The organism is Paenibacillus sp. FSL R10-2796, from assembly GCF_037965315.1.
Lineage (GTDB): Bacteria > Bacillota > Bacilli > Paenibacillales > Paenibacillaceae > Paenibacillus_AQ > Paenibacillus_AQ odorifer.
Map to the genome: position 1 here is coordinate 2602638 of NZ_CP150178.1, position 23898 is coordinate 2626535.

The 23898-nt window shown below is 43.3% G+C and carries 27 protein-coding genes and 1 tRNA gene; 18 read left to right on the top strand and 10 right to left on the bottom strand.

Features of this window, described 5'->3' with window-relative positions:
- Window positions 1–12: 12 nt before the first annotated feature.
- Entirely contained in the window at window positions 13–231 is a 219-nt protein-coding gene (locus tag NST58_RS11570; RefSeq protein WP_076186635.1) for a hypothetical protein, read from the top strand.
- A gap of 96 nt (window positions 232–327) precedes the next feature.
- On the opposite strand, the gene NST58_RS11575 is transcribed toward NST58_RS11570, so the two are convergent.
- Entirely contained in the window at window positions 328–774 is a 447-nt protein-coding gene (locus NST58_RS11575) for a hypothetical protein (protein ID WP_051491615.1), read from the bottom strand.
- Between the two features lie 182 nt (window positions 775–956).
- Here NST58_RS11575 and NST58_RS11580 point away from each other — a divergent pair.
- Window positions 957–1040, top strand: a tRNA-Leu gene (locus NST58_RS11580).
- Window positions 1041–1939: 899 nt separating this feature from the next.
- Here the strand turns inward: NST58_RS11580 and NST58_RS11585 are convergent.
- The 3 genes from NST58_RS11585 to NST58_RS11595 are packed head-to-tail and all read right to left on the bottom strand — an operon-like array spanning window position 1940 to window position 3881.
- Window positions 1940–2623 carry a hypothetical protein gene (locus NST58_RS11585; protein WP_076277473.1) on the bottom strand — a complete coding sequence of 228 codons (684 nt, stop codon included), beginning with the start codon at window positions 2621–2623 and terminating at the stop codon, window positions 1940–1942.
- On the bottom strand, window positions 2623–3513 hold the full coding sequence (locus NST58_RS11590) for an ABC transporter ATP-binding protein (RefSeq protein ID WP_076301198.1): 891 nt from the start codon (window positions 3511–3513) through the stop codon (window positions 2623–2625). The genes NST58_RS11585 and NST58_RS11590 overlap by 1 nt, the downstream gene beginning before the upstream one ends.
- On the bottom strand, window positions 3510–3881 hold the full coding sequence (locus NST58_RS11595; protein ID WP_036689422.1) for a GntR family transcriptional regulator: 372 nt from the start codon (window positions 3879–3881) through the stop codon (window positions 3510–3512). The genes NST58_RS11590 and NST58_RS11595 overlap by 4 nt, the downstream gene beginning before the upstream one ends.
- 199 nt (window positions 3882–4080) lie before the next feature.
- On the opposite strand from NST58_RS11595, the gene NST58_RS11600 reads away from it, so the two are divergent.
- Window positions 4081–4890, top strand: a complete 810-nt coding sequence (locus NST58_RS11600) for a class I SAM-dependent methyltransferase (protein WP_339247835.1) — start codon at window positions 4081–4083, stop codon at window positions 4888–4890.
- On the opposite strand, the gene NST58_RS11605 is transcribed toward NST58_RS11600, so the two are convergent.
- Window positions 4882–6129: a S8 family peptidase gene (locus tag NST58_RS11605; RefSeq protein ID WP_339247838.1), complete on the bottom strand. Its 1248-nt coding sequence runs from the start codon at window positions 6127–6129 to the stop codon at window positions 4882–4884. The two genes, NST58_RS11600 and NST58_RS11605, sit on opposite strands and share 9 nt — an antisense overlap.
- A 166-nt stretch (window positions 6130–6295) precedes the next feature.
- On the opposite strand from NST58_RS11605, the gene NST58_RS11610 reads away from it, so the two are divergent.
- The 11 genes from NST58_RS11610 (at window position 6296) to NST58_RS11660 (ending at window position 14836) form a co-directional block, all read left to right on the top strand.
- Window positions 6296–6667 carry a hypothetical protein gene (locus tag NST58_RS11610; protein ID WP_339247841.1) on the top strand — a complete coding sequence of 124 codons (372 nt, stop codon included), beginning with the start codon at window positions 6296–6298 and terminating at the stop codon, window positions 6665–6667.
- A 196-nt stretch (window positions 6668–6863) separates the two neighbouring features.
- Entirely contained in the window at window positions 6864–7565 is a 702-nt protein-coding gene (locus tag NST58_RS11615; protein ID WP_339247844.1) for a hypothetical protein, read from the top strand.
- Between the two features lie 25 nt (window positions 7566–7590).
- On the top strand, window positions 7591–8142 hold the full coding sequence (locus tag NST58_RS11620; protein WP_339247847.1) for a GNAT family N-acetyltransferase: 552 nt from the start codon (window positions 7591–7593) through the stop codon (window positions 8140–8142).
- A gap of 232 nt (window positions 8143–8374) precedes the next feature.
- On the top strand, window positions 8375–9412 hold the full coding sequence (locus NST58_RS11625; RefSeq protein WP_339247850.1) for an ABC transporter substrate-binding protein: 1038 nt from the start codon (window positions 8375–8377) through the stop codon (window positions 9410–9412).
- A 16-nt stretch (window positions 9413–9428) separates the two neighbouring features.
- Window positions 9429–10418 carry an iron ABC transporter permease gene (locus NST58_RS11630; protein WP_051491618.1) on the top strand — a complete coding sequence of 330 codons (990 nt, stop codon included), beginning with the start codon at window positions 9429–9431 and terminating at the stop codon, window positions 10416–10418.
- Window position 10419: 1 nt separating this feature from the next.
- Window positions 10420–11199, top strand: coding sequence for an ABC transporter ATP-binding protein (locus NST58_RS11635; protein WP_076129974.1), 780 nt, complete (start codon window positions 10420–10422; stop codon window positions 11197–11199).
- Between the two features lie 44 nt (window positions 11200–11243).
- Window positions 11244–11771, top strand: coding sequence for a pyridoxamine 5'-phosphate oxidase family protein (locus NST58_RS11640; protein ID WP_076129975.1), 528 nt, complete (start codon window positions 11244–11246; stop codon window positions 11769–11771).
- Between the two features lie 3 nt (window positions 11772–11774).
- The gene (locus NST58_RS11645; protein WP_339247853.1) at window positions 11775–12200 is read left to right on the top strand and encodes a DinB family protein; all 426 of its coding nucleotides are present in this window, start codon (window positions 11775–11777) and stop codon (window positions 12198–12200) included.
- Window positions 12201–12386: 186 nt separating this feature from the next.
- The gene (locus NST58_RS11650) at window positions 12387–12794 is read left to right on the top strand and encodes a MerR family transcriptional regulator (protein ID WP_051491619.1); all 408 of its coding nucleotides are present in this window, start codon (window positions 12387–12389) and stop codon (window positions 12792–12794) included.
- Between the two features lie 188 nt (window positions 12795–12982).
- On the top strand, window positions 12983–13792 hold the full coding sequence (locus NST58_RS11655; RefSeq protein WP_339247857.1) for an alpha/beta hydrolase: 810 nt from the start codon (window positions 12983–12985) through the stop codon (window positions 13790–13792).
- A 453-nt stretch (window positions 13793–14245) separates the two neighbouring features.
- Window positions 14246–14836 (top strand): TetR family transcriptional regulator, encoded by a 591-nt coding sequence (locus NST58_RS11660; RefSeq protein WP_076277463.1) that lies wholly within the window; start codon window positions 14246–14248, stop codon window positions 14834–14836.
- Between the two features lie 24 nt (window positions 14837–14860).
- Here NST58_RS11660 and NST58_RS11665 read toward each other — a convergent pair whose 3' ends face one another.
- Window positions 14861–15493, bottom strand: a complete 633-nt coding sequence (locus NST58_RS11665) for a hypothetical protein (protein ID WP_339247859.1) — start codon at window positions 15491–15493, stop codon at window positions 14861–14863.
- Between the two features lie 129 nt (window positions 15494–15622).
- Between NST58_RS11665 and NST58_RS11670 the strand changes: the two genes are divergently transcribed.
- The 3 genes from NST58_RS11670 (at window position 15623) to NST58_RS11680 (ending at window position 18501) form a co-directional block, all read left to right on the top strand.
- On the top strand, window positions 15623–16366 hold the full coding sequence (locus NST58_RS11670; RefSeq protein ID WP_076301191.1) for an SDR family oxidoreductase: 744 nt from the start codon (window positions 15623–15625) through the stop codon (window positions 16364–16366).
- Window positions 16367–16449: 83 nt separating this feature from the next.
- Window positions 16450–17535, top strand: coding sequence for a glycerol dehydrogenase (locus NST58_RS11675; RefSeq protein ID WP_339247862.1), 1086 nt, complete (start codon window positions 16450–16452; stop codon window positions 17533–17535).
- 105 nt (window positions 17536–17640) lie between these two features.
- Complete coding sequence (locus tag NST58_RS11680; protein ID WP_339248763.1) at window positions 17641–18501, top strand: divergent polysaccharide deacetylase family protein; 861 nt, start codon at window positions 17641–17643, stop codon at window positions 18499–18501.
- Here the strand turns inward: NST58_RS11680 and NST58_RS11685 are convergent.
- Window positions 18488–19240 carry an N-acetylmuramoyl-L-alanine amidase gene (locus NST58_RS11685; protein ID WP_339247865.1) on the bottom strand — a complete coding sequence of 251 codons (753 nt, stop codon included), beginning with the start codon at window positions 19238–19240 and terminating at the stop codon, window positions 18488–18490. The genes NST58_RS11680 and NST58_RS11685 overlap by 14 nt on opposite strands.
- 183 nt (window positions 19241–19423) lie before the next feature.
- Here NST58_RS11685 and NST58_RS11690 point away from each other — a divergent pair, with 183 nt between their 5' ends.
- The gene (locus NST58_RS11690) at window positions 19424–19612 is read left to right on the top strand and encodes a YqzE family protein (protein WP_036689445.1); all 189 of its coding nucleotides are present in this window, start codon (window positions 19424–19426) and stop codon (window positions 19610–19612) included.
- A 68-nt stretch (window positions 19613–19680) separates the two neighbouring features.
- Here NST58_RS11690 and NST58_RS11695 read toward each other — a convergent pair whose 3' ends face one another.
- From NST58_RS11695 to NST58_RS11705, 3 genes are all read right to left on the bottom strand, one after another.
- Window positions 19681–20703, bottom strand: a complete 1023-nt coding sequence (locus tag NST58_RS11695) for a hypothetical protein (protein WP_076195020.1) — start codon at window positions 20701–20703, stop codon at window positions 19681–19683.
- Window positions 20704–20859: 156 nt separating this feature from the next.
- Window positions 20860–21924: a YqhG family protein gene (locus tag NST58_RS11700; RefSeq protein WP_076129984.1), complete on the bottom strand. Its 1065-nt coding sequence runs from the start codon at window positions 21922–21924 to the stop codon at window positions 20860–20862.
- The gene (locus NST58_RS11705) at window positions 21921–23666 is read right to left on the bottom strand and encodes an SNF2-related protein (protein ID WP_076129985.1); all 1746 of its coding nucleotides are present in this window, start codon (window positions 23664–23666) and stop codon (window positions 21921–21923) included. The genes NST58_RS11700 and NST58_RS11705 overlap by 4 nt, the downstream gene beginning before the upstream one ends.
- Between the last annotated feature and the right edge of the window lie 232 nt (window positions 23667–23898).

Below are 23898 nucleotides of genomic sequence, written 5' to 3' on the forward strand. Positions count from 1 at the left end.
GAGGGATTAATGATGATTAGCGATGAGCAATTGGATGCCTACCGGATTTCCGGTGAGAAAATTCGTGTAGTGCGTGATGGCTTGGAAAGTAACGATGTAAAAGGGATAGTTCTTGCTTGGGATGATTCTCAGGTGATGATACGTCGTCAGAATAGACGAGTAGTGAAGCTGGATCGCAATTATATATTCCAGCCATTTAGTGAACCAAGACAAGATCCGGATAATATATAATCTTCACAGTAATAATTTTCGCAGTAATCATCTTCATAATACAAAACAGCTCCTCGCCCTACTGGGCGGGAGCTGTTTCTGTAATATCATTTGGGATTATATAGTTAGAGCTAGTTCAGACGCATTCTCTTCTCTGGAGAGTATGGAGAGTTCTGTGGACAGTCCAAGATACGCGCGCATGCGCAGCATCATTTCTCTACGGAAGCCTGGCCATAATATATTCATCTCTCCTTGAAATCCTCTGCAGGAATATAAGGCTTCGACTCCTCGCTGATCTTGGCGAACGGTAGTAATCTTCAAATCATGGGAGCTCAGCTCGCGCGTAACCTCTTGAAGCATTAGTGACGTCTTCTTAGTGGCACCAGATACGAGCTCCATATATAGCTGAGGGGTCTTAAACAGGCCGCTTCTACTGATTACACGGCAGTCACGTTCGAAAACTTTATGAATAAACGTTAGCAGCAAATAGCTTCTGACCAGGGACAGTTCTTCTTTAGTTACTTCTTCATCAATAATGGATGTGTTTAGCTTTGTAGTCGCCATTATAAATCACCTCATTTATATTATGCGAACTTTTGTTCTCATTATACCTTATATTCGGCAACAAAAGCAATAATTATCCATAAATTAATGAATGATAAGAAAACGACGAAAATATATTGACGTTGAATTCTCAGCGTGGTATGATCTATCTTGTGACCGCAATAAGCGAGTCATTATAATACGCGGTCATGGCGGAATTGGCAGACGCGCTGGCTTCAGGTGCCAGTGGTAGCAATATCGTGGAGGTTCGAGTCCTCTTGACCGCATAGCTAAAAGGATTATAGAACTGCTCTAGTAGCAGGTTTATAATCCTTTTTTTATGTTTTTCAGCAGACGGTAGTGCGAAAGAGGGAGGTATCCTTAAGAACCATCACCTGAGGCTAACGGACCCAGATGAAGCTATTTGCTCATTTATCGCCTTTTGAGCGTAGTATCGGACCCCAGTGCAGCTATTGCATGGAAAAAGGATCACAATTGGCGTTTTTTATGCCAATAGCGACTGTAGGGTCCGATAGGAATTCAAATGTGCTTTAAAGCTGCGAATAAGGTCAATGGGGTCCGACAAGAATTCAAAGTGCTCTAATGCTACAAATAAGGTCAGTTGGCCCGATAGAATCCAAATGTACTCTAAAGCTGCGAACAAGGTTAGTTAGTCCGATAGGAATCCAAATGTGCTCTAAAGCCACGAATAAGATCAGCTGGGTCCGATAGAAAACCAAATGTGCTCTAAAACCACGAATAAGATCAGCGGAGTCCTATAGCGTCTTTCCACGCGCAGATTGGGGAAAGACTAATTAGTGTTTTGCTTCTAAGCTACTCGCCCCGCGGAGTCATCATCATCACCTGATGCTAACGGACCCAGATGAAGCTATTTGCTCATTTATCGCCTTTTGAGCGTAGTATCGGACCCCAGTGCAGCTATTGCATGGAAAAAGGATCACAATTGGCGTTTTTTATGCCAATAGCGACTGTGGGGTCCGATAGGAATCCAAATGTGCTCTAAAAACACGAATAAGATCAGCTGGGTCCGATAGTACCATCGCACGCGCAACTATGCTCGAATCCAATAAAGTTTGTTGTCTAGATCAAAGTCTAAGACACGAAAGAAAACAGGTGCACCCGGCATGGCTTTTGGGACACACCTGTTTTTTTACAGGATAATGAATTACACTGTTGCTCTACGCAGCATCAAAAACGATAAAAGAGCGTACACAACTGTCAAAGGCATGGACCACAAAGCAAGTTCAAATGCGGTATATCCAGCAAACCAGTTGAAGAGGTCTACCCACCACTGATTATAGGTCATTAATAATACACCGAGACTGCACAGGATAAACATAGCCCCTGAGAAAATGAACAAACCGCTTCGGCCAAATCTCCGGAAGATACTGGATATCATTAGCCCCAGAAAAAACATATTAAGAAAGAGCACAAAATACATCCACAGCTGTTCTATGGCATTACCATCATTTAAAAAGGGCAAATGAAAATAATGTAGTTCCAAACCCCAGCCACCCGTGAGCTTGCTTTCAATGATTGCGAGCAGGTAGAGGAGAATTGAGTAGGTGGCGCTAGTTATAATAGCCATTAAGGAAGTGCCTATGAAATAATCCGTTCTGCGTTGGCTTAAGCCCAGAGCAAAAGGGAAGGTCTGCACCAAAATGAGTATACCGGTGATTAACATATAAATGAAGATGGAGACGAGACCGCCGGTATAGATTGGTTCTTGGATGAAAGAAGCGACGATGACATTCACCAAGAAGCTGGATAACAAGATTACCCAAGGCATATACAACCATAACCACTTATCTCTGAAATGCATTTTTATCATGCCTGCCGTAGGATTCATTACACGGTCACTTCCTTTCCTAGAGTTTTTTTATTTGTGAGATGAACGATTAATTGCTGTAAAGATACAGGTGAGATCTCTAAGCCTAACTTTTCAGCATGTGCGTGATCTTTCGCGTTGAAACCGATAATGGTGGCCGTAAGCAATCCGCCAAAAGACTCGCGGGAAATGACTTGTTTGCCGGCGATAAAATCTTCGATCTTCGCTGTCGCGCCGATTACCGTAACAGCTTGCCCGCGAAGGGCTTCAGCATCTTCGTTAATAATTAGCTTGCCGTTGTCGATGACGATAACATGCTCTAAAAGCTGACTTACCTCATCGATCAAATGGGTGGACAAAACAACTGTGCGTGGATTTTCAGCATAATCTTCAATTAGGCGATCGTAAAACAGGCTTCTAGCTACAGCATCAAGTCCTAAATAGGGTTCGTCAAAAATGGTAAGCGGGGCACGGCTGGCTAGACCTACTACAATTCCTACAGCCGAGAGCATACCTCGGGATAGCTTTTTTATTCTTCTTTTTAATGGCAGATTGAAATCCTTGATTAAAGAGTGAGCATATTCCCGATCAAAGTTTGGAAAAAATAATTCGGATACCTCCAGTACATCGATGATTCGGTACGTGTCCGGATACCTTTGGCTTTCCTTAATGAAGCAAATCTGCCTGAGAACCCGGTTATTCTCGTACGGATGTTCACCAAATACGTTCAGGACACCACTTGTGGGGAAAAGCTGAGCTGTGATCATATGCATTATTGTGGTTTTTCCTGCACCGTTTCTGCCGAGAAGCCCGTATATCTTGTTTTTCTCCAAAGAAAAACTGAGTTCATGGATGGCAGTGACATTTCCGTATGACTTAGTCAATCCTTTGATTTCAACAACTTCATTCATGACTTGTTGTCTCCCCTCTGAATCATAATTGTTAATTGATCCAACGTAATTCCTAATTTTTCAGCTTCACGGATCATGGTTACTACATACTGTTCATAAAATTGTTCTTTTCTCTTCTCCATCAATACTGCACGCGCTCCAGATGCCACAAACATACCGATTCCTCGTTTTTTGTACAATATCCCTTGATCCACAAGCAAATTCACACCTTTCGCAGCTGTAGCCGGATTGATCTGGTAGAAAACAGCAAACTGATTTGTCGAAGGAACTTGTGATTCCTCCAGCAGTGTTTCTTCGATGATGTCATTTTCTATTCGTTCGGCGATCTGCATAAATATCGGTCGTGTATCATCCATTAAGTTTCCCATGTATTCACCGCCAACTTCATTGGTTAGTTAGTTATGTAATTAACCATATATGCAACGAAGTTAATTGTCAATATTTTTAATTATTTTGGGCTGTATCCACATAAATAAAGGCTGCCCAGAATGCTCTGGATAGCCTTTTATTTGCACAACATATCTGCTATGATTTTGTCCTTGGTAAAAAAGAAGGGGGAGTTCAGCTATGAATGATTATGGTCCGGATCTGTTCAAAGATACTGCAAGCTATTACACCAGATATCGCCCGCTATATCCGTCCTCACTGATTCGATATCTAGTGGACAAATTCTCACTTCACGGAGAGGGCCGGTTGCTGGACTTAGGTTGTGGTACTGGGCAGTTAGCGCTAAGGTTTACGGATTGGTTCGAAGAAATCATTGGCGTAGATACTGAACTAGAGATGCTAGATGAAGCAAAGCTGTTATCACAGTACAACAGGGTTGAGAATGTTAGCTGGCAACAGGGGAGAGCGGAAGAACTATTCAATGACTGGGGTTCCTTTCGTCTCATCATGATGGCTAAGGCGTTTCACTGGATGGACCGAGAATCCATACTTGAAGTTCTCTATCATAGTTTAGATGATAACGGTGGTATTGCTGTAATTGATACTTTTAATGAACAACAAGAACCGTTACCTTGGCAACAAAAGGTAGAGGAAGTAGTGAAACGCTGGTTGGGTGACGAAAGAATAGCCGGAAAAAGTACATATAAACATCCCCAAGAAAGACATGAGGATGTTGTAAAGCGATCCAGTTTTAAAGACGTTAAAAGACAGGTATTACCGAGTTATTCCATCACTTGGACTGTTGATTCGATACTAGGAAATTTGTATTCTACGTCTTATGCTTCTAAGCGATTATTTAGAGATAACTTAGAACGTTTTGAAGATGATATGAAATCAGCTTTATTAGAAATAGAGCCTACAGGTATATTTACAGAGGAATTGTCGGTTTCCGTCATTACTGCCTTTAAAAAAGAAGCGGATTTACGATAAAAACCGCGCATTGATCTCACCGCATCCTGCTGTGTTAGGACTTAGTTTAAGGCGAAACGTGTTCTTTTTTAGTATGGATTTTACTTGCTTAGGCGTAAGAGAAGGGTTCTTCTGGAGTAATTGCGCGATCACACCCGAGACGATAGGTGTTGAGACACTGGTACCGGACAGCACAAAGTAATCTTTAGCTATCCGCAAATAAGGCAGCTCGCGATCCAGCTTGGATCGTGGAGCACGAAGGGAGATGATCGTCTCGCCTGGAGCAACGAGATCTGGTTTCTTCCTTCCTCCCGGTGCGGGTCCGCGACTGGAGAACCAAGTGATTCGGTCGTCCGCTTGTGTGAGCGTGCGACGGTCATCCACTGCACCGACAGTAATTGCTGAAGGACTAATCCCTGGAGATTCGATCGTACTGCGTCCCGGGCCGCTGTTTCCAGCAGCTATTACAACGTTAAGTCCGGCTTTAATTGCTTTTTCTACAGCTTGGCAGAGTGGATCATCTGAACAAGGAAGATTCACCTTACCCCCGAATGACATCGAAAGAATACGAAGATTAAGTCTTCTCCGATTCGCAATACACCATTCAATTCCTTTAATGATTGTGGAGTCATATCCATCGCCATTTTTATCTAGTACTTTGACACCTACTATCCCTGCCTCTGGAGCAGGGCTTTTGTATTTTCCTTTACTCATCCATCCGTTGCCTGCTGCATCCCCTGCGATATGAGTTCCATGGCCGTTATCGTCATAGGGCTGTTTTCTATGATTGATAAAATCTTTAAAAGCAACTATACGGTTAACAGGGCGAAACAGGTCAGGGTGACGATACACCCCTGTATCAAGAATCGCAATGTTTATTCCTTTTCCGGTAAGCCCCTTTTTCTTTTGAGCGGTTGTAGAACCAATGGATGGTGTGGCTATATTAAGGGATGTTTTTTTGACTTGATCCAAATAAATTTTCTCGATTCCATCCCAGCGGCACATCCGGTTCAAGCAGCTTTTTGAAACTTTGGATGATATCGAATTGAGCAGGTGAAGATGATGTCTGATCGGAAGGTCGTGGGATTTTAAATGCTTTTGTAAAGACTGTAGCTGGGCTGTAGTTATTTTTTGTTTGAATTTAATGATAACTGGAATGGTATTCGCTTTATGTCCTGGATAATAGGAACGTTGAACTCTTTTTCTCAAGGAATGGTGCATTTTCGAATGATATTGCTCTAGCCATTTTTGACCGTTCATTAGTAATGAATCACCTCTTGAAGGTATTATATGCACTGCAGAGCTAGTGGACACGAAACTATGAAACTAGGGTTTAACATATTTTCAGATTTGTAGGTGAAAGAGAGGTCAAATCTTACGATTCTTGCATTTACTAACGTATCCTAAAAAGAAAGTGGTGAAATAAATGGCAATGATTAAAAAACCAGTTAACAAGCAAGCTGTTATGGCTAGCAAAGTTCTCGCGGCTAAAAAAGCGAAAGCAGCTCCTACAAGAAAGAAACGTAGAATTAGACAGACTCTGGATAGATTTATTGTTGTTGCTATTGGTACAAATGCAACGGGTACACCTAAAGATACTACGGGGTGGACAGCTTCTTTGAGAGCTGGAACTACAACGGTTACTGCTGATTTTGACGAATTTGGTGTAGTTAGATTTCCAACAATTAGCACCTTAACATCGGTACCTTATCTTCTCACTTTGAGAGATGAGAGTGGAGCTACTATAAGAAGTTTTAACGTTCCCGCAGACCGCGAATTTTTTGTGGCTAGATTCTAGTTTGGACAAGCCAGGTCAAGTAAACAGCATGCGTCGATTTTATATCGATGCATGCTGTTTTTTTATTTTTCTAACTTTGATTCAAGTGAGTGATTTGTTACAGACAAACAGAATGGGGGGATGCCATACTTTCAGCATCATAATTTTGGGAATATAGTACAAAAATGGACAATATATAAGGCGGGTGAGAGGTTTCGTGAAAGAAAAAGGGAATATATCAGGTATTCAATATTTTTTATTAGGACTGCTTATATTTTTAATGTTAGGAATGGATATGTTCATCATGGGATTAGATCAATGGTTATGGGGGGATTTGTTTAATATAGACGACTTTTTTGTCAGCCCTTGGTACGTACTAGTTGTTCATTGGAGCATAGTTACCCTATTGTGGGCAGTAGGAGCTATGATGTTTCTACTTTGGTTCAGGAAGAGGAAGTTGATTGGACCGGTTATATCTTTGTGTTGGAGCTCTAAGGTCATTCCTTTGTTAATTGTAGCTTTTATATCAAGCTTTTTGTTCGCTGTGTTGGAATTTTGGATTAATGGGGAGAGCATTCCACAGATTTATAGGGAATATGAAAACTTCAAGTTAGAACATGGTTTTATGGGCATGTGGGTTGCCTTGGTTCAAAACATATATTACATTGTGGAAGCTGTACTAGTTGTACTATTGGTTGCGCTAATGCAGCGTGCAGGAGAAGTATGGTTTAAGAATCCTTCTCTTCCTTATGGGGGAATAGGTTTAATGCTGACTTGGGGATTAGGTCATTTGACGCATGGTCTGCAAAGCGGCTTGTATATTACTGCTTTTTCTTTGGTATTTGGCTGGCTGTTTGTGAAAGCGGGCAAGCAGTGGTGGCCAAGTTTTCTGTTTATCTGGCTTGTATTTGTTTTATAATAATTAGTTTAACGGGGGGACACCATTGTACAATTCAGAGAAGAGAACAATTACTACTGAAAGATTGATTTTAAGACCTTTTGCATTGTCTGATGCACAGCGTGTCAGTGAGCTCTGCAATAATTATAATGTTTACAAAAGTACATTAACTCTACCTTATCCATACCCTATTGATTGTGCATTATCATGGATTGAAACACATGAAGTTGAGTTCAATAATGATAATTCATATGAATTCGCTATTACTGATAAAAATACAAACGAACTGTATGGTGCTATAGGTTTGAGAAATAACCGGACACACAGAAATGGCGAGCTTGGATATTGGATAGGCGAGGAACACTGGGGTAATGGATATGCTACAGAAGCAACAAAAGCGGTCATTAATTTTGCTTTTACAGAAAAACATTATCACAAAGTGTACGCCAGATTCTTTGCTTCAAATCCTGGTTCGGGACGAATTATGCAAAAATCTGGCATGCTGAAAGAAGGCGTTTTGTTACAGCATATTTATAAAGAGAATGAGTTTGTAGACCTTATTCATTATGGGATATTAAATACGGGAGCTACTGACTAACGCTTGGATTTCATACACCACTATTTGAAGTCACGCCTATAGGGCGTGGCTTTTTTATTAGAAATGCTAGTTGGCTTCAACGGACAATAATGAAATTCCTTCTTATTTAAAATTAAAATAAAATTCTTGACACTTCTTATTGATAACGATTATCATAGGAATCGATGAGTGAAAATGAAAATCATTATCACTACATGGAACGTATAAATATACATATTTGGAGGGATAGATTTTGAAAAAAATATTAGTACTACTGGTTATTGCAGCGCTTACGGCAATGACTGCATGTTCGTCTACAAATACAGCGGACAATCCAAAAAATGAAGCGGTAACGAATACAACTGCTAATGAATCGAAAGAAGCAAATGCAGCAAAAACAACAGAAGTAGCAAATACAGCGGAAGCTGCCGGCAAGGTGTACAGTCTGGAGAATGATGGTGTGGATGAAGCGTTGTTCAACGAAGCGTTAAGCCAATTCCCAGCCAAAGTACCGGAGCGTATTGTAACAACTTCTGTACCGTTAACAGAAATGCTTTATTTGCTCGGCATAACACCGGTAGGTGTACCAACTTCAACGAATCCAATCCCTGCTGATTTCGAAACAATTGATCGTATTGGATCACCTATGGCGCCGGATCTGGAGGTAGTAACAAAACTCGAACCAGACTTGGTGCTGGGAGCGGAATCTCTTCGCAGCACGTTGGACAAATCGCTAGAAGGAATCGACCTACAAAAAGCATATTTGAGAACAGAATCATTCGAGGATCTAAAGCTTAGTCTCAAAGTATTAGGCACTTATTTTAATAAAAAAGATGAAATGAATGCTGCTTTAACTAAGATTTTGAACAAAGAAAATGAGCTGAGTCAATTAGCCGAAGGCAAAGAACTGCCAAGCGTGCTGCTAGTAATCGGAACCGCAGATTCCTTTATGGTTATGAGTGAGAAATCTTATTTAGGTAGCTTGGTTAAAAAGCTTGGTGCTGATAACATCGCAACTTCTGTATTGCAAGTTACTGACACTTACTCACCTATCAATATGGAGAACATTGTAGCCGCTGATCCAGACATCATTCTCGTACTCGCTTCAGGCGATCACGGAGCGACTGAGGATAAGTTCAAAAAAGAAATAGAGAAAAATGAAACTTGGACAAAGCTTTCGGCTTATGCAAATAACAAAATCAACATTCTAGATTACAGCGTATTCGGTGTCACTTCGATTATTAACGCGGAGACAGCCTTAACCGAAATTGCAAAATACTTCTATGAATAATTAAAGGAGACAGCAAGTGATAAATACATCTCGTAGCAGAATTATTGTTATTGTAACGTTAGCACTTGCGCTCGTTGCCGCTATAATTGCGATTGGACTAGGCTCAGTATACATTCCTATACCAGACATCCTAAGCACGATCTTTGGTTCAGCGGCAAAAGCGGTGAATGCGACCATCATATGGGATATTCGTTTGCCGCGTGTATTACTGGCGATGATCATTGGGGCAAATATCGCGGTTTCAGGTGCTCTTCTGCAAGCCGTGATGGGCAACCCACTTGCTGATCCAGGATTGACCGGTGTAACGAGTGGAGCGGCTGCATGTGTGCTTGTCATTATGCTTGCAGCCCCACAATATACGGAGTTCATTCCAATTGCGGCTTTTGTGGGTGGACTAATTGCTGCAGGGATTGTATATGCATTAGCGTGGAGAAGAACCGGTATTTCGCCCATCACTATTATTTTATCAGGAGTTGCTGTGAATGCTCTTTGCGGTGGATTAATAGGACTTCTGACCATCATGTACAGCGACAGACTTCCGGCAGCGGTCCAATGGTTAAACGGCAGTCTGGCTGCTAAAGGGAACAATGCCTTGATGATGGTTTTCCCGTATGCCATAGCAGGCTGGATCTTATCCTTTTTCGCGATCCGCAAGGCGAATATTATACGTTTAGGGGATCAGGTAGCTTCGAATTTAGGTGAAAATGTGGACCGAATTCGTATTCTACTTTCCTTGCTGGCAGTATTTCTAGCGGCTATCTCTGTAGCGGCTATTGGGATGATTGGCTTTGTAGGGCTTGTTGTGCCACATATGGCTCGATTGTTGGTGGGTTCAGACTATAAATTTCTTTTGCCGATGAGTATGGGACTTGGTGCATTGGTATTGTTGATAGCAGATACAGGTGGACGTACCCTATTTGCACCTTTAGATATTCCTGCGGGTATCCTTATGGCGGTGATCGGTGGACCTTATTTTCTATACCTGATGAGAAAGAAGGCGTTCTAACATGTTTACTGTCGATTCTATTTCGATTCGGTATGAGCAGAAAAACATTATTAACAACTTCTCTTTTTCCGTAAAAAAGGGTGAAATCGTCTCGATTATAGGACCAAACGGCTCAGGTAAATCTACATTGCTTAAGGCGGTATCACGGCTAATTCCATATCATACGGGTGCGGTCACACTCGAGGGTACGGATCTAAAGTCTATGACTGCCAAACAAGTCGCTCGAAAAATGTGTATGCTGAGCCAGAAGAACCAAGCACCTAATGATATGACTGTGATCGATCTCGTCTCCTATGGAAGGTATCCACATAAAAAATGGTTCGAAAAATTAAATCATGAGGATATGGACATTGTCGACTGGGCACTGGAGAAGACACATTTAAAGGATTATAAGGATCGAGCCGTTTCCTCGTTATCCGGTGGTGAATCACAGCGTGCTTGGATTGCTATGGCCTTGGCGCAGCGTCCTTTGGTTATGTTGCTTGACGAACCGACCACTTACTTGGATATTTCGCATCAGCATGAAGTTCTTGAGTTAGTACGTGAGCTAAATCAAGACATGGGGATGACCGTCGTGATGGTGTTGCATGACCTCAATCAAGCCTCTACCTATAGTGATAGTATTGTTGTGGTGCAGGCGGGTGAAAAAGCGATGTATGGGACACCAAATGAAGTTATGACCACCGATATGATCCGGGATATATACCGAATGGATGCCGAAGTTCAATATGTTCCTACAGAGACGAAACCTCGTATTCATTTGCTAAGTACCGTTCGCTAGATTCGTGGCTAGATTACATAACCTATTAATGGAGGGATTTTATAATGAAGAAGCCTGTAGATGTTGAAAAAAATAAAGAAAACTATTTGCAATTTATTGCGAATCGTAAAAATCTGATTTTGAGCTTGATTGATGACGAAGGAAAACCTTTTATCAGCTATGCTCCTTTTGTTAAGCATGAAGGCAAGCTGTATATCTACATCAGTAAGATCGCCGAGCATTACAGATATATGGAAAATAACGATTTTGTAGATGCGCTTCTAATTGCAGATGAGTCTGCGACGAATAATAAATTTGCAACGGAACGTGTGCGGTGGAATTGCACATCAAGCAATATCGGGAATGACGGGCATGAGGAGATCTTTGAATTGTTTAATGCTGATCATGGGGCGGCAATGGTGAATTTGCTGCGTGGATTGGATTTTTCATTGTTTGAATTGACCCCTCTCCAAGGGCGTTATGTTGTTGGTTTTGGCTTGGCCTTTGACATCGACGTAGATGCGAACCTGTTCAACCATGTGGTGATCGACAAGAAAAAAGACGAAGAAGCCACTGTACAAGGGAGCAAATAATCTATGACTTTCACTTCAGTGTTGCCAATCTGGCAAGCGGTGCAAACGCGATTTCATAAAATCGTGAAGGCTTTGCCGGAACAAGATCTTAACCTTAAGCTAGGGAACTCTACAATTGGGGGATTAATTCAGCATAATGCAGAGGTTGAGTTTATGTTCGCAGAGTGGTTTTTTGGAAAACCTAATCCTCAAGGCGACAAGGCGGCATATTCTACATTAAGTGAACTCGTTGATCTGCTGACTGTTTCCAATGAGAATCTAACTGCTGCGATGCAGGAGCTTCCGGAAGAAGCGTGGCATGTGAGTGTGGAGTCGGCTTTTGGCACATCTACACCGCTTGAAGCGATAGGCAGACTTATGTATCATACAGGCATTCATGCCGGACAGATTTCGCTCATACAGAAAAATGCAGTTCGAAGTGAAGTATAGTGAATTGGGAAATGATTGATGAGAAAACGGCAGAAATGTCGTTTTTTTTGTGCGTGAATAAGGAGTTTTTAAAAGGGAGTTTGGGTAGTTGTTGACGTTCTTTTGATGTCCCTTTGATGTCCTTTTGATGTCCTCTGCAGCCTCTGGATTTGGTATAATGTAGGGGATTCTAAGGGGGCGCTGATTATGACAGAGTACTTGCGAGGCCAAATTGCCAAAATGGCGAATGTGAATATGGAGACGTTAAGGTATTATGAAGAGCTCGGATTAATTAGCACTCCCTTACGTTCGGAAGCTGGTTATCGTCTTTATTCGGATGAGGTGCTTAGCCGCCTTGTTTTTATACATAATGCTAAACTGTGTGGTTTCACTTTAAAGGAAATCAAGAAGGCACTCACTAAATCTGAAAGCAGCGGCATTAGTATTGATGATTTTGTAACTGTTGTGGATAAGAAAATGGATCGAGTTCGTGGCGAAATTGCAAAACAGGAAATAAAACTAACAGCCCTCGCAGATTTGAGGAAAAATTTGTTAGCCACAGATAAACACCCAGGCGTACAGTCCACGCTCGAAATCCTAAAAATGGATTCTTAACTTGACCTTGTAGTCTCCTACAGACTTTACAATCTGAGTTGAAAAGAATTGTAGGAGGGATTTACGAGATGGAAAAGACAAGTACAGAGCAGCTTGCAGCGATCAAAGTTTATTTGCGACAAAGCAACCGATGGGATTGCAAGTCTATCGGGCAAATACGGTAGGAGATGGCCGCGACGGCTGCGAACATGCCCAGTCCTACGGATGTTATCGTCGAGCGGGTCATGATTGGACCCTTAAGCGGAGAGTGGATTATTCCTGTGAATTCTGCTCTACTCGCTGAAGAAGTGATCCTTTATTTCCACGGTGGGGGTTTTATTTCGGGGACTTGTGAATTTTATCGGGATCTGGTTACACGAATTGCAAAATCTAGTGGCACGAAGATCCTAATCATTGAATATCGCTTGGCACCAGAGTTTACTTATCCGGCTGCTAATGAAGATTGTATAGACGCTTATCTGTGGCTGCTCGCGAATGGATATTCTGCCGGGAATGTCGTGCTTGGAGGGGATTCTGTTGGAGCCAGCCTTGCGCTGATGACGTTGATTACTTTACGGGATGCGGGTGGAGAATTGCCGGTGGGTGCTTTTTTAATCTCGCCGCATACAGATCTCGTCCATTTGGATGGTGAATCGTATCTGAGCCGAGCGGAGTTTGATCCAACAGGCAGCATAGACGGAAATAAACGAATAATTGATGTTTATTTAGGTGCTCGAACAGAACTGGCTCCTATATTATCTCCTTTAAGGTTGGATTTGCAGGGATTACCTGATTTACTTGTTCAAGTAGGCGACCACGAGGTATTGTTAAGCGATGCAACGAGGTTGGCTGAACGAGCACAGGCTGCGGATGTTCATGTAGAACTGGAAATATGGGAGAACATGTGGAGTGTCTTTCACTTTTTAGCTTATATGCTGCCAGAGGCGCAGCAAGCGATTGCGAATGTCGGTAAGTTTGTTAGGACGAGGCTAGATCGGATTGAGCAAAAAAGCAGCTGATATTCCCCGCCTTCTTGAGAGATCAAGGAGGTTTTTTGGTGAAATCGTAGGTTAGCAGAAGGTGGATTGCTAGATACTGGGCTGCTTCATCGTAACGGACCGTATTGCAGCTATTTGCTCAATTTGGCGCGTTTGACTAACTTTTCGGACTGCATAGCTCTTATTGGCACATAAGAACGCTGAAAAGGTGGGGATTTGGGTGAATAGCTGCATTGGAGTCCGATAGCATGCGAATTACGGTGATTTCTGAAAATAAGGGCTCCTCAGTCCGAATTCATGTAGTACGGGGGCTACGGAAAATAAGATACTAAACTGGGACCTAAGTTTAATAATTGGGTGCGAGTATATACTGATAATGATTTAACGAATGACAAAGTGGTAATATTGTCAGTTCGTTTTTGAACATAATATGCTATGATAATTACCACCAGAGATAGAGCGAGGGGAATACATATGTCGAATGATCTTCCATTATCAAAAGAAAACATTTTGGACGCGGCTGAACAAGTGCTCCGGCGTTTTGGCCCGGACAAGACTTCTGTTGTAGATGTAGCGAAGGTGCTTAAAGTAAGTCATGGTACGTTGTATAGACATTTTTCCAGTAAATCTGCTTTGCGAGAAGCCGTAACCGAAAGATGGTTGCAGTATAATATTTCAGAGCCTTTAAAGAATATTTCAGAGCATTTTGATGGGAATGCCAAAGAGCAGCTCCGATTATGGATGGATACGTTGATTCGTAGTAAACGCACCTATGCTGTGGATGATGCCGAAATGTTTGCTATGTACGCAGCTGTAACTTTAGAAGCGGTGGATATGATTACCCTACACGTAGATCAATTAATTGGGCAAATCGCAGGCATTATTGAACAAGGCATACAATCCAAAGAGTATAGAGTGGTTGAACCAGTGGTAACGGCTAGAGCAATTTTTAATGCTACTTCGCGGTATCATCATCCAGCACATGCTATAGAGTGGCAGTCGGCTACGATTGATCAGGATTTCGCCTCCGTTTGGGATTTGATCCTTTCCGGAATTTGTTTGTAACATCTACTTAAAACCTTCTGATATTCAGGAGGTTTTTTTGTGTCTTAAAGAGGTATAAATCCCGTAGATTAGGCTGAATGGAGCGACTAGCAGCGAATGAACGGTATAAATCCCGTAGATATGATTGAATTGAGCGACTAGCAGCAGATAAACGGTATAAATCCCGTAGATTAGGCTGAATTGAGCGACTTGCGGCGAATGAACGGTATAAATCCCGTAGATATGATTGAATTGAGCGACTAGCGGCAAATGAACGGTATAAATCCCGTAGATTAGGCTGAATCGAGCGACTAGCGGCGAATGAACGGTATAAATCCCGTAGATTTGATTGAATTGAGCGACTAGCGGCGAATGAACGGTATAAATCCCGTAGATTAGTCTGAATGGAGCGACTTGCAGCAGATAAACGGTATAAATCCCGTAGTTTAGTCTGAATTGTGCGAGTTGCAGCAAATGAACGGTATAAATCCCGTAGATTTGATTGAATTGAGCGACTAGCGGCGAATGAGAGGTATAAATCCCGTAGATTTGATTGAATCGAGCGACTAGCAGCAGATGAACGGTATAAATCCAGTTGATTAGTCTGAATTGAGCAACTAGGGGCGAATGAACGGTATAAATCCCGTAGATCAGGCTGAGTGGAGCGACTTGCAGCAAATGAACGGTATAAATCCCGTGTGCAAAACGAATTAAAATGACAAATATTAAAAAATGTCACTTGTAATTTGTAATCGATCGATTTATAATCAGACCAACAAGAAGGACAAAGTGATAGGAGGAGTAATTATGAATCAGAATTTAGCTGGAAAAGTAGCATTAGTAACAGGTGCATCGAGAGGCATGGGCCGGGAGATTGCGGAGAACTTGGCACAACAGGGTGCGAAGGTGGTCGTTAACTATTCGAGTAACCCCGGCAAAGCCGAGGAAGTCGTAACCGGTATTAAACAAAAGGGTGGAGAGGCCGTCGCTATTCGCGCAGACATCAGCCAGGTGGCAGAACTTGAACAATTATTCCAAACCACATTAGAAGCCTATGGACAACTCGACATTCTCGTCAATAACGCCGGGATTATGATTACGAAGCCGATACTAAATATGACGGAAGAAGATTTCGACAAGCAGTTTGCGATAAATGTAAAAGGCACCTTTTTTGCTTGCCAGCAAGCAGCTAAATATATGAATGATAACGGACGGATTATCAATTTTTCAACTTCCGTTACGGGTCAAATGTTCCCGACCTACAGCGTCTATGCAGGAACTAAGGGAGCAGTGGAACAAATCACTCGTCAGCTGGCCAAAGAATTTGGACGAAAAGGAATCACTATCAATGCTGTTTCACCTGGACCTGTGAATACGGAGTTATTTACCGTAGGGAAATCAGCGGAAGAGATTGCGACCGTGGGGAATATGAATTCCTTTGGACGTTTAGGCGAGCCTGAGGATATCTCAAGCATTGTGTTGTTCTTAGCCAGTAAAGAATCACAGTGGGTTACAGGTCAGACGATCCGTGTGAATGGTGGATTTATTTAAGCTGGTGGTTAAAGGGATCTTTTTAATAGCTGAATGTGGTCAATCCTTCTAATATGAATGTAAATAAAAGGAGGAGTGAAAACATGATGCAGATCATCTGCTCACCGACTAAATATATACAAGGACATGGTGAAATTCGTAAGCTGGGAGATTATTGTTTGCAGCTAGGAGCGACAAGAGCTTATGCCATTATTGATCCTTATATTTTCTCTGTGTACAAAAAAGAGATCACATACAGTTTTGAAATGAACGAAATGCCACTAGTGATGTGTGAATTCAAGGGCGAGTGTAGCCGTAATCAGGTCAATGAGATAGTTGCAGCACTTGGCTTGAAGGATACCGAAGTCATTATAGGGATTGGCGGCGGCAAGACCTTAGATACGGCAAAAGCAGTAAGCCACATGAGTAACCTCCCGGTAGTTATTGTACCCACAGTGGCTTCAACGGATGCACCTTGCAGTGCTTTATCAGTGTTGTATACGGATGAGGGAGACTTTGACTGTTATCTTCCACTAAAAAGAAATCCCGATCTGGTTATCGTAGACGTCGATATCATTGCTAAAGCTCCTGCAAGATTGCTTGTTGCTGGAATGGGTGATGCTTTGTCCACTTTTTACGAAGCAAAAGCTTGTCGAGAATCTGGGGCTATTACCCACGCAGGTGGGACTAGCACAATTGCAGCCCTTTCATTAGCTCGTGCCTGTCTGGATACCCTTCTTGCAGAGGGTGAAACGGCATTAAAAGATGTTAAGCAAGGCATCACCTCTCCTGCGGTGGAACATATCATTGAAGCCAATATTTACTTGAGTGGCATTGGGTTTGAAAGTGGAGGACTTGCTGCGGCGCATGCGATTCATAATGGATTGACGCTGCATGAGGAATGCAGGAATACTCTTCATGGTGAAAAGGTTGCTTTTGCTACGATCGTTCAGCTTGTACTGGAGAAAGCACCATATGAAGAGATTGATCAGGTGATTGGTTTCTGCAAAAAAATCGGTCTTCCCGTTACTCTCAACGATCTTGGAATTACCAGTAAGGATATTGATCCATTGATGATGGTGGCGGAAGCTAGCTGTTCTGAGGATAGCCCCATCTGGAATATGCCCTTTGAAGTTCAAGCTGTGGATGTGCTGGAAGCAATTCTTGCCGCAGACGCGCGGGGACAATAGAAAAAGCCCGATTGTAAATTATTGCGAACCCTCCTCGTACATATTTAACCTTCGTGAACCAAACAATGAGAACAATTGTTTAAGACGAAGGAGGCGTTCCTCTTGATGAAGGACAGTCGAAAGTTTAATCGTTATTTACTAATTTGGATTGCTGTTGCTGCTCTAATGGCTACTTTAATCGCTCCCATGGCACCGTCTGTTTCAGCTGCCGAGTCCAGAGACAACCCTACAAACACACCAAGTAAAGAGAAGACATCTCAACGTAATAAGGTCGTAATTATTATTGACGATTTCGGCAATGGCATGAAGGGGACGGATGAAATGTTTTCGCTGCCAATAAAGCTTACTGTGGCGGTTATGCCCTTTTTGCCTACATCTGTGAAGGACGCCACACGCGCGCATGAACGCGGAGATGATGTTCTGGTCCATTTGCCAATGGAGCCCCGCCAGGGTAATCCTAAATGGCTTGGACCGGGAGCTATACTGGCTAAGATGTCTGATGAAGAAGTGCGTCAAAAGGTGGAAGCCGCGCTCGATAATGTGCCTTATGCTATCGGTATAAACAACCATATGGGCTCTAAGATTACCGGGGACGAACGGATTATGGGTGTGATTTTAGCCGTCTGCAAAGAGCGGGGATTGTTTTTTGTGGACAGTAAGACCAACTACCGTTCTGTTGCTGGCAATATGGCTTATCGAATGGGGCTGCCGCGCGTAGAGAACCATATCTTTTTGGATGATACACACACAGCTAATCATGTCCTGAAACAAATGGGTCTAGTAAATAATCTGGCGAAGGATCAACGATTCTGCGTAACCATTGGTCATGTTGGTGTATATGGAAAAGAAACCGCCGCAGGCATCCGCAGCGGTGTGGAGCAAATAAAAGATGATGTTGAATTTATAGGCATTTCTGATCTCGTTAAAAACGAAATGAAATGGAACTCGAATCCTACACTTCCATAAGATAAGCTACTATGCCGCCAGCAATTGCTTCAGCAATTTCTTGTTGCCCTTTAGGGGTGCACAGCTTTTCGCGATCTGTCGGACTGCTTACAAAACCCGCCTCAACAATTACGGTTGTGGCGGTTATTTTGTTGAGTAAATAAAAAGGTTTACCCGGTCTTGTCTCTGCCTGGATATTATAGAGACTGTTTAATTGTTGCTGAATGGTCTGGGCGAGGATATAGCTGCGCCCTTCTTGGCGATATAATACAAGCGGACCATGCTTGGATGGTGAAGGTGCCCAGTTAACATGGATGCTGACGACTACAGTAGCTGGTAATGTCTCAGCCAGCTCTTTACGCTGGGCAAGGTCGCGCAGATGCCGGGATTTACTGCGCAGCCAGCGGTTCTCATCGCTTGGGGCGTAATCTCCATTACGATTTAAGGCAACGTCAAATCCATCGCTGCGCAGCAGCAGAAATAATCGGCGTGAGATATCTAATGTAATATCCTTTTCAAGAATGTTCCCGTAGGAAGTTCCTCCGTCGATCCCCCCATGTCCTGCGTCAATTAAGATCATCCGGTGACCGTGGCTTAAGAGATGCTGACGTTCATCATTCACTACGGGTTTGGATGGAGTTGCAGAAGCATATGCACTCCCCATAAACAGCATTAGAAGTCCAACTGTGGTTAAAGTAATACGCAAGCTACATATTGCAGCTGCTGTCTTGGAATAAGCTTTATTTCTCCCATTGTTCAAATGAACTCCTCCTTGCATGTGAATAACCTCGTGCCCTAGATTCTTTGTTAGATTGTGCTTTAATAGGTAAACCTATTCGAACAATTCGAGACAAGAGTTTAGATATATGCTCGGTGGTGCACACTAAGAGCATGGAACGACGCTGGCTATCTTAATTCACTTACAATGTAGGAGGTGTTACAAATGGCTTCCGGCGGCGATGAGCTTGTGAAGTATATCACTGAGAAGGTAGTTGTTTATATCGAGGATCCGCGTGCCATTCATGCTCGTAGAGCGGCTACAAAGCAGCCGTGGTCACAAAAATGGTTCGGTATGCTTCCGCTTGGTTGGTCGATCTGGCGAAGCAAATGGAGCCACAGTGACAAGGATTGAATTTCACAAATAACAAATAACCTTCCAGTGCCTAATCGAGCGTGGCAGCGGAAGGTTATTTGTTATGTTTAGTTATAGATATTTCTGTCGGGCAGCTTGTGCAGTGTTCCTATAGCCTGCAAGGCAGTGAGTGGCAAATACCGTCTTCCTTCTGGCCCTGATGCTGCGTAAACGGTAGGCATGTTGTTTATTGCTTTTGTTTTATTCGAAGCAGGCAACCAGTTTTGATAACCTGTAATCATGAAAGGTGCCCCTACGATATCATTTCGGCCAGCGGCTTGATAAGCAATACTTTCCTTGGGACGAATCAGTGCGGCGATATTGTCACCGCCTACAGCAAGCAGTTTTGGGGAGGTCAACCACATGATATCTTTATAAGGATCATCTGTTCCCCCGCTTTGATAGGCAGAAAGCGGAGACAAATCAGTAGTTAGGTTAGTGATTACATCCGTTTCTGTCTGCTGTCCTTTAAGCACTTCTTCCGCTTTACTTAGCGTCCACGGTAAAACTTGCGGCACGGAAGCATTGATAAATATTGTCTTATCGTCAATGACGATTTTCCATACGGGTAGAAGTGGTGCATATAAGGCTGTGAGTTTTATTTTTCCGGTATAAGATGAAGGTATAAGTCCTTCCTGCACCAAAAATTGGCGCAGTTCTAATAAACTATAGGGGAGTCCGTAAGTGCCAGCTCCATATTCGCTAAGCATATAACCACCTTGATCCGTAGCGGAAATGATCATGTAGCCGATCCGCTGTTCACCTTTCATAACGTTGACAAGCCAGCTATGAGTACCTGGACCCAGAGGATAATATTCTATTCCTGCGTCCTTCCAGGCTGTAAATGGAGCTTCTGCTGCGAGCTTGTTCAGTGTACTCTTGGCAAATTCTTGGACCGTACCGGGTGAAGGTAAGATATCCATCTGCAGTACAGGTATCAAATCCTGTGTGACTGAATCAACTACACTTACTCTGGAAGCGGCAAGCGCAGAAGAGGAACCGGAGCTCGTTGCGATGAGTCCGATGCATAGAAGCAGGAGGAAGCAGCTTTGACCTGCAAGAAGCAGCCTCCGCCGTACACTTATTTTCATGGCGTCGTTCACCTTTCTTTGTTATGAAATATCAGAAAGTAAAAGCTTCCTTTTTATTGTAGAGGACAAGCTATAAAAAGGCTGTTGCTTGCTGTCGCGCCGGAAGGCGGCATTTCCCTTGTTTTTTTGCCTGCTTTTAGCGAGTAGGGTCGCATTCTATAGGCTCCGCAGATGAAACAGTCCATAGGTCACCGCAGAAACTGCGATTTGCGGCTCATATTGCCAAATGGTCTCTTGTCGACGCCGATTATACTGCTCTTGAGTCGCTAGGCGTTTTTCTTCGTCAGGCTCCTTCAGCAACTCTCCATAATAGACATCAATGATGTCCAGTTCAACCCTTAGCCGCTCACGTGCCTGTTCTGCCCAAGTGTAGTCCAGTTCGGCTAACTGAGCGGTAAGATGAGTTTCCAATAAGTCGGTAGCGGCTGCTACTGTCATTTCATAAGGCTGGATATGCACATTTTCCGGTAAGCGTGGCATCATCTCTTTTGTGGAAACTTTTGCATTAAAGTCATCAATGATGGTTCCCTTTGTTAGGGAGATGCCAAGATAATGGAGTTCTTCACGTTTCAAATCGCAGCTCATCTCCACTTTATAGCAGACACTAAGCCATGGCTCGTAAGCGGCAGAGAACAGCGTGTTTCGCTGCCTGCTGCCCGGGTCCTCAAATAAGTAAAGGCATTTCCCTTCGTCCCGAGCGGCGTTCCAAATCTGTTGCAATCGCTTGCTTCCGTAAATAATATCCTCTCTGCGGATCATTCCTGGCCCAATTCGTGGGAGTGCCGGCACAATGCCGAAGTAGCGGGCTAGGATACTTTCCTCCGGGTCAGTAGATGGAGCATTCACTGCTTCTGAGCCCGGGGAGGCGGATTCGAGTAAGTCAGTGCTGGCCTCTGCATCGTTTGTTCCGCCTGTAGTTAGGCTTCCGGTGACAACTTGATTCAAAATGCCAGCACTACGATTTGCAATGGGGGGAACCTCTACTGCAGCTTGACTGTCGTATTTTTCCGGATCAAAAACAAAGGTGAAAGAAAGGGTCTCAGGATCTACACCTGTGCGCTCCACGAATCCCCAATAATACGGCCGGTCGGTAAGCATTTTGTCAGCTCTAGGTGATAATTTCACAGTTACGTGAAGGGGCGAAGCCTCAATGATGGAGCATTCAGTGGCTTCAAGATAGTCCATCACATGCTTGCGTACTTCCTGTGCGGTGAGGGTCATGTCGCAGTCCCACTTTCTTTTTTAATACCCTGTGTCAATTCACTGAGGGATTCACCAATATGGTCCAGCTCATGCCGCAATTCTTCGTCGGAGCGGGATTCGAGCATGATTTTGTATAAACTTTTCTCCAGCGATTCCTTCTTTTCAAAACGTTCCAGGATTACATCCAGCCCGCCAATCACCATTTCAAACATATTGATTTTTTCATGCAGCAGATGCAGGATATGTTCTTCAATCGTGCCTTGCGTAGACAAGTTGTAGATCACTACGTCATTTTCTTGCCCTAACCGATGGACACGTCCGATACGTTGCTCCACGCGCATGGGATTCCAGGGCAGATCAAAGTTGATCATATGGTGGCAAAATTGCAGGTTAATTCCTTCACCACCGGCTTCCGTTGCAATCATAACTTGAGCGCGGCCGCGGAAAAGATCCATCATCCAATCTTTTTTTCCACGGTTCATTCCGCCGGAATAAGAGACACACATCAGCCCATGTTCACGGAAATACTGTAGTAAATACTCTTGAGTTGCTCGATATTCCGTGAAAACGATGACCTTTTCATTCATTTCTTGAATGAGGGCTAAGGTTGTTTCAGCTTTAGTGTTTGTTTTAACGGTACGGAGGGTCTGTAGCAGCTCCATCATCCGGTCTCTTTTTGGGGAATCCGCAGGCAGCTTTTTGATCAAATTAACTAAAGTGATAAAGACGGCATCCCGGCTGCTGCACACCTCACGTTGAAGGGTTACCAGAGAAAGCATGCTGCTAAGATTGCCGCCGGATTCCTGATACTGGTCTTTGACAAAGGAAGTAACACTGTTATACAAATCTTTCTCTTCTTGGGAGAGAACTAAGGGGATATTACGGACTTTTCGTTTCGTGAAATTAACTGGACCTTCACCACGGCGATTGCGGATCATGACCTTCGAAAGCTCGTCCCGCAGTTGACCTTCATTCTTGGGCTGGCGTTTATCAACCACGAAATTCGAGGCAAAATCGCCCTGATTTCCAAGTTGCCCCGGCTTCAGTATAGTGATCAGATTAAAGAGTTCGCCCAGATCATTCTGAACGGGAGTCGCGGTGAGCAGCAGGCAATATTTTTTGCGTAATTGCTGTACAAATAGATAATTGGTCGATTTTTTATTCTTCAGCTTGTGAGCTTCATCAATGATCAACATATCGTATTCATTTTCCAGCAAGATTTCCTTATGAGGATCTCGTTTGGCGGTATCCATCGATGCGACGACTATGGCGTTGCCCCAAGAATAGGCTTTTTTCTGAGCGACAGCAGTGATGCCAAATTTCGCATTTAGCTCACGAACCCATTGCAATACTAGAGAAGCAGGTACGAGAATAAGCACTTTGGAGACAAGACCGCGTACCAGATATTCTTTGAGCACCAGTCCTGCTTCAATGGTCTTGCCCAGTCCAACCTCATCTGCAAGAATCGCGCGGCCTGACATTTCGAACAGAACCTTATGCGCTGTATCCAGCTGATGGGGAAGTGGGGACAAGCCGGATAAATGCTTCATACATTGCAGCTCATCGAAGCTCGTTACTAGACCTGTTTCCTCTCCTTGTACGGCAAGCTTAGATAAACGGTAGTCTCCCCATGGGCCGCCCTTTTCCAATTTGAGCTCCAGATCTTGCAACCAATTCCGGTCAAAAGAAAGAGGAACAGGCAGTATTGGCGCGGGTGTTCCCCCTTGCTGGGGTAGAGAATTACGGAATAATTGCGTCATAATGCAGCCTCCTCAAGCTCGGATTTATATCACCATTCGTAAGAGTAGTATGCTCGTAAACGAGAGAATTCATAACCTCTTATTTTTCACGATAGCCTTTAAAAAAGAGAGCAAGAGCGAGAAAAAGCAGCAACGTTTGCGATAATTCGGCAACTTGACTCTATTTTCGAATAAGACCTTCGATACAATATGTGGTATAGTTTAAAAGCTGACGCACACAATATATTGTGAC